4 protein-coding genes and 2 tRNA genes are annotated in these 6,442 nt (G+C 55.6%); 1 reads left to right on the top strand and 5 read right to left on the bottom strand.

What is annotated here, in order from left to right; all coding sequences use genetic code 11:
* Positions 1-752: DUF4417 domain-containing protein (locus P0O24_RS04695; protein ID WP_316968577.1), on the top strand; the 752-nt coding region annotated here is incomplete at its 5' end.
* Between the two features lie 416 nt (positions 753-1,168).
* Here P0O24_RS04695 and P0O24_RS12510 read toward each other — a convergent pair.
* The 5 genes from P0O24_RS12510 to carB all read right to left on the bottom strand — a co-directional run bounded on the left by P0O24_RS12510 (position 1,169) and on the right by carB (position 6,440).
* On the bottom strand, positions 1,169-1,483 hold the full coding sequence (locus P0O24_RS12510; RefSeq protein WP_394356691.1) for an STAS-like domain-containing protein: 315 nt from the start codon (positions 1,481-1,483) through the stop codon (positions 1,169-1,171).
* Entirely contained in the window at positions 1,473-2,270 is a 798-nt protein-coding gene (locus P0O24_RS04690; RefSeq protein ID WP_316968576.1) for a hypothetical protein, read from the bottom strand. Before P0O24_RS04690 ends, P0O24_RS12510 begins: the two co-directional genes overlap by 11 nt.
* A gap of 571 nt (positions 2,271-2,841) precedes the next feature.
* Positions 2,842-2,915 (bottom strand) — tRNA-Phe (locus tag P0O24_RS04685).
* A 9-nt stretch (positions 2,916-2,924) separates the two neighbouring features.
* Positions 2,925-2,998: transfer RNA gene (locus P0O24_RS04680), tRNA-Val, on the bottom strand.
* A 229-nt stretch (positions 2,999-3,227) separates the two neighbouring features.
* On the bottom strand, positions 3,228-6,440 hold the full coding sequence (carB, locus tag P0O24_RS04675; RefSeq protein WP_316968575.1) for a carbamoyl-phosphate synthase large subunit: 3,213 nt from the start codon (positions 6,438-6,440) through the stop codon (positions 3,228-3,230).
* Positions 6,441-6,442 lie beyond the last annotated feature (2 nt).

Below are 6,442 nucleotides of genomic sequence, written 5' to 3'. Positions count from 1 at the left end.
AAGATGTGATCGACCTGCGGCCTCTCCTCGGCGAGGCAGAAACGAGGACCAAGTTAACGGCGGGGGACGTCGGGGACTGGATCTGGCCTAGTGATAACGCCCTCTCGATACCCCTCCTCTCGAAGGATGTACAACCCCGTGGGTTAGAACTCCCCACGAATCGATGGGGCGCGAAGGCGAGGAGGGACCGGATCGAGGGCGGGACGTTCCATTTTTACACCGACGACTATCGCTTCGAGTCCCTGTGGAAGAACCCGGCGCCGGTGGTCAACTCGGGATGCCATGCTGTAGCCGAGCCCAACTTCTCCACCAACGACGAGATGCCCTTCGCGGTCTTCCTGTGGCATCTTTACCGCAAGCGTTGGTTATCGAGGTACTGGCAAACCCACGGGATCGAGGTATGGGCTGATCTGGCTGTCGCCCCCCGATACCGGGATTATGCCCTTCTCGGGGTTCCGGATGGGTGGAAGGCTTACGCCACTTATGCCTTCGGGTCTCACGGGATCGAGAAGGTGATCGCCGAGGCAGTTTTGGCAGAGGAGCACGCCGAGACCGATGAGATCCTCCTTTGGGTGATCTGTGGGGAGGAGTCCGATCTAGAGGTATGCCGGGATCACGGCTGGATCGGGACTCCAGCTCATCAGCAGGCCTACTTGCGGAACGTCGGCGGGGGGAAGGCGGCGAGAAAGGTCGAAGCGGCCATATCCTCGCCCAAAAGCAAGACTCTGTTAGACTACGAGGAGATACTTTGATCCATATCCCCGACGCCGCCGACCAAGTATCCCAGAACCGGACTCCGCAAAGGGAACCTGACGTAGAACCAGCAGGGGTATTTGACAGACTACCTCTATCTTGCAGTGGAAAATGCACCGATCTAAAGTACTGGCCCATGGTACTATTGCAGGCTTGTGAAGCGTCCCATGGGCGACTATCTCTTGTCGGCGCGCGCCTTTGATTTTTATATGAGACGATTATTTTAAGTTTTACGGCCATTTTCCGCAAGAAAAGGTACATCTAACCCCTTCGCCAGTGGAGGGTGATGTCTCTTTATCCTGGAGACGAAGAGGAAGCCCGAAAGAATCGAGTCGCTCGTCGCTCTCGTCCTGAGTGCTACCCGCTGAGACCGTTTAGGTGATGATCGCCACCCTTTCATTTGTCGTCAGCTTTCTCAGATCACGTGGATCAACGAAATCTGGTTCTGCGGTGAGGTTCTTTGCGCCGACCTCTGTCGCTCAACCAATTCAAACATCGGCATAATATCTCGGGGGACGTTGATATCTATGATTTGCTTATCGGTTTTCTGCTTATTTATTATATACTGGTGCACAAATGATCTAGTTATCGATTCGATACCAGAAAAATCAACCACAATTTTCGATTCATTTAGATTATTCAAATGATCGAAAAAATCGTCTGCGCTACGCCTGAATGCCAGATTTGTTGAGATCAGCTCTCTTAGGTACAGAATCGCTTCATTCGACATAGTCATACACATTTACATCCCCTCTCTGAAATGGCAGGCGTGTGCTAATCAAAGTTCCACTATATACGCGTTCCTCGTCTATACTACTAAAAGTTTTGCCTATATAATTATTTGCCTCTAAAACCCCATTTCCTGAGACAATAAAACACGTACCTTGGTAACCTTCGGTAATTAGCCTTACCGAAGAGCGTAAGCCATGACCTCGCTCTTTATCAACTTTTGTCGACATCCCCATTAATGCTAATTCTAAAGCATGTTTATCGCTATTTACCTTTATTCCCGTGTTTTCATACGATTTTGGTATAGAAATTCCATCATCTATTATGCAAACCTCCGTAAATCCCTTAGCCTCATATTTTTGAGCCATTATATATGCAGTTGAGAAGCGTGAATGCTCGTAAATATTATCCACCAACTCGCCAATAAAATACAAAAATGCGGTTTTACCGCCTACACGAGTAGAACAGAAATCATTTAATTGCTCAAGCGCCTTATCACGCTCGTCTTCGCGTTTAGGCATGTTGATAATCGGGATGTAACTCTTGCCGGGCATTATCTCTCTATGCCCAGTAATTATATCGAAATAATTACAAACAGCCGCATCTTTCGGCCGGGTGACACGAATTTCTGGATGTTTCATCTTGAAAATACCTAGCGGTAGAAGGGATGTTGGATAAAACCATGTTTCATTCGATAAGTCCAAATGCCCCTTACGACACGCATTTGACTTTAATCTCGCGAATTGGTAATAATCATCTACTAAATTCAACCCAGCCAGCACTGACATAATATCTCCAGGAAACAGGTATTCCTATGATTCCCTATAATACTATATCGCATGTTTAGGCATAGTAAGCCTCAAGCTATCCAAGGGATTCTTAATAGGATTCGCGAATAAAATTCAGGATAGAGATATCTGACTATGCGTGCGAGCCTTCGCTAACATATAAATCTAAAATTACTAGTAAACGCGTGCGAAAATCCCGTTCCACATCCTTTATTGCCAGTAATACGGGATGACTTCGAGAAGCATGGAGACGTACGTAAGGATTCATAGAGACGATGAACGATATATAGGACGGTTGAGGAGGATCACATCTTTTTGCCACGCCATTAGCGCCGGAAATTTAATTGTAAAAATATTATATCCTATTCTCAATCGCCCTAACGCTTTAGTGATCTGTGGGCATGACCTCGGGTAATGTAAAGCGCGATTATAACTGGTACATCTTATCGGATCGATGAGCTTCTAAAATGGGCATGTGAAATACACAGAGAAAAAGCGAGAACCTCTCAATGGCACCCGCTTTTCACTCCGAGCCCTCGTCCGAAAAACACAAGACTTACAGGTAAATTAGTGCCCAGACCCGGATTCGAACCGGGGACATTCAGATCTTCAGTCTGACGCTCTCCCGGACTGAGCTACCTGGGCAGTTTTAGGTGGGCTCGATGCGATTCGAACGCATGATCCCCGCCATGTCAAGGCGATGTCATAACCAGCTAGACCACGAGCCCACAAACGACGGATGCACCCACTGGGCTTTTCGAAGATAAACCCTTCGGTCTGAGGCGAGCTTGAGGGGGGTGCCGGGGCGGGATTCGGTGGCACCTGCTGCCCCCAGCACCTGCTGCCGCCACGCCGCCACCCATCTTCGCGCCTCTACTCCTCAATTCCCGCCCCTAAACCACGTCTCGTCGCCCCCACCTACTTCTCGCACCCCAACTACGCCGGCCCGGATCCTTCTTACCGGACTTCCTGATGGTACTCGTTGAGGGGCTTGATGGTGATCTCGCCGGACTTGGCTATCTCGATCGCCTGAGCCGCAGCCCGGGCCGCCTGGACCGTCGTTATGTAGGGGACGTGGTAGTCGACGGCGTTCCGCCGGATCTGGAAGCCGTCCCTCACCGACTGCTTCGTAGTCGGGGTGTTGATGATGAGGCTCACCTCTCCCCGCTTCATGTAGTCGAGGACGTTGGGGCTCCCGGCGTAGATCTTCTCGACCCTCTCGACGGCGACCCCCATCTTCGTGAGGAACTCGGCCGTCCCCTCGGTGGCGATGATCGAGAGGTCTGATTCTGTGAGCTTCCTCGCCACCTCGGCGATGGCGCCTTTGTCCTCGTCCCTCACCGAGATGAAGACGATCCCCTCCGTCGGGAGGGGGTTGTCGGCGGAGAGCTCCGCCTTGAAGAAGGCGAGGCCGGGGACGCGGTCGATCCCCATCACCTCCCCCGTCGACCTCATCTCCGGCCCCAGGAGGGTGTCGGCTCCGGGGAGCTTCTCGAAGGGGAGGAGGACCTCCTTCACCGATACGTAAGGGACTGCAGGCTCGTGGGTGTACCCAAGCTCCGCAAGGCTCTTTCCGGCCATGACGGAGGCTGCGATCTTGGCGAGGGGGATGCCCACCGTCTTCGAGACGAAGGGGATCGTCCTGGACGACCGGGGGTTCGCCTCCAGTACGTAGACGATCCCGTCCTTGTAGGCCATCTGGATGTTGAGGAGCCCCTTCACCTCCAGGGCGAGGGCGATCTTTTTGACGTAATCCCGGACGGTATCCAGGACGGCGGGGGGGATCGTCTGGGGCGGGATGATGCAGGCGCTGTCTCCTGAGTGGATCCCCGCCTCCTCGATATGCTCCATGATCGCTCCGATGAGGACGTCCCGGCCGTCGCAGACGGCGTCGACGTCGATCTCCACGGCGTTCTGGAGAAAGTCGTCGATGAGGATCGGATGCTCCGGCGATACCCTCACCGCCTCCCTCATGTAGACCACGAGCTCCCGTTCGTCGTAGACGATCTCCATGGCTCTGCCACCCAGGACATAGCTGGGCCTCACCAGTACCGGGTAGCCGATCCGCCGCGCCTCGGCCTTGGCCTCTTCTGGGCTAATGGCGTACCCCGCCTCGGGCTGGGGTATCCCCATCTTTTGGAGGGCGAGGTTGAACCTCTCCCGGTCCTCGGCCATGTCGATCTTCTCGGGGCTCGTCCCCAGGATCTTCGTGTCGAGGCCCCTGCGGGATATCTCTTTCTCCAGGGGGATGGCGAGGTTCATAGCCGTCTGGCCGCCGAACTGGACCATAACGCCAAAGTGCCTCTCCTTCTCGATTATGTTCATGACGTCCTCGAGGGTGAGGGGCTCGAAGAAGAGCTTGTCTGAGGTGTCGTAGTCTGTGGAGACGGTCTCAGGATTGTTGTTGGCTATGTGGGCCTCAATCCCCTCCTCTCTGAGGGCCTGGACTGCGTGGACGGTGGAGTAGTCGAACTCGATCCCCTGGCCGATCCTGATGGGCCCCGACCCTATGATCAGGACCTTCTTCTCATCCGTTGGGGCCAGCTCGCACTCCTCCTCGTAGGAGGAGTAGTAGTAGGGGGTCTTCGCCTCAAACTCCGCGGCGCAGGTGTCCACCATCTTGAAGGTAGGAAGTATCCCGTTATCGATTCGGAGGTCGGATATCTCCTTGCACCCTCTGCCCAGGATCCTGGCGATCCGGTCGTCGGTGAACCCCATCCTCTTTGCTTTCCTCAAAATTGGGACGGAGAAGCTCCCGGCGATCTCGTCTTCCATGGCTATTATATTCTCGATCCTCCAGATGAAGTAGGGATGGATCTTCGTCAGGTCCGCGATCTCCTCGACGGATATCCCCCGCCGGAGCGCCTGGTAGATGGCGAAGAGCCTCTCGTCCGTCGGCGTCGAGAGAAGGCTTCTGACCTCCTCGTCGGTCCAGGGCTCGTACTTGCCGGCGTAGCCCAGGTCCATATCGATCTCCAGGGAGCGGACCGCCTTCATGAGCGCCTCTTCGTAGCTCCTTCCGATGGCCATCACCTCTCCCGTCGACTTCATGGCGGTGGTGAGGGTCTTGTCGGCCTTGGTGAACTTGTCGAAGGGCCACCTGGGGATCTTCATGACGACGTAGTCGACCGCCGGCTCGAAGGAGGCGGGAGTCTCCCCGGTGACGTCGTTTCTGATCTCATCTAGGGTCATCCCGATGGCGATCTTGGCGGTGACCCGGGCGATGGGGTAGCCGGTCGCCTTCGAGGCGAGGGCGGAGCTTCTGGAGACTCTGGGGTTCACCTCGATCACCCTGTACTCGCCGTCTTTGGCGGCGAACTGGATGTTGCACCCCCCCTCGATCTTCAGGGCCCTGATGATGTTGATCGCCGCGGTCCTGAGGGTCTGGACCTCCTCGTCGGATAGGGTCTGGATGGGGGTGACGACTATGGACTCTCCGGTGTGGATCCCCATGGGGTCCATATTCTCCATGTTGCAGATGGTGATGCAGGTATCATTTTTGTCCCTCATCACCTCGTACTCCAGCTCCGTCCAGCCGACGAGGCTCTCCTCGACGAGTACCTGGTGGATCCGGGACCTCTTCATCCCCATATCGACGATCCGATAGTAGTCCTCCTCCGTCTCTGCAGCGCCTCCGCCGGAGCCGCCGAGGGTGTAGGCGGGCCTTATGATGAGGGGGAGGCCCAACTCTGCCAGCGCCTCCTGTGCCTCCTCCATCGTCTCCACGGCCCGGCTCTTTGGGACCGGCTCGCCTATCCTGATCATGGCGGTCTTGAAGAGGTCGCGGTCTTCGGTCTCCCGGATGGCGTCGACGGACGTTCCCAGAACCTCGACCCCGAACCTCTCCAGGACCCCTCCCTCGGCGAGCTCGCTCGTTATGTTCAGGCCGGTCTGGCCGCCGATCCCCGCGATGATCCCGTCGGGCCTCTCCCTCTCGATGATCTTGGCGACGACATCGGGAACGAGGGGCTCGATGTAGATCCTCTCCGCCATCTCCGGGTCGGTCATGATGGTGGCGGGGTTGGAGTTGACGAGGACCACCTCCACCCCCTCCTCCCGGAGGGACTTGCATGCCTGAGAGCCGGAGAAGTCGAACTCCGCCGCCTGGCCGATCTGGATCGGCCCCGACCCTATGAGGAGGACCTTCTTGATCTCTGGTCGTTTGGGCATCC

The sequence above is a fragment of the Candidatus Methanocrinis alkalitolerans genome (assembly GCF_029167205.1).
Lineage (GTDB): Archaea > Halobacteriota > Methanosarcinia > Methanotrichales > Methanotrichaceae > Methanocrinis > Methanocrinis alkalitolerans.
This window is presented reverse-complemented; position numbering and strand designations above follow the sequence as displayed.

Bases quoted from the DNA above. Each gene is read 5' to 3' on its own strand.
- P0O24_RS04690 (WP_316968576.1), bottom strand. From the start codon at position 2,270: ATGTCAGTGCTGGCTGGGTTGAATTTAGTAGATGATTATTACCAATTC.
- carB (WP_316968575.1), bottom strand. From the start codon at position 6,440: ATGCCCAAACGACCAGAGATCAAGAAGGTCCTCCTCATAGGGTCGGGG.
- P0O24_RS12510 (WP_394356691.1), bottom strand. From the start codon at position 1,483: ATGTCGAATGAAGCGATTCTGTACCTAAGAGAGCTGATCTCAACAAAT.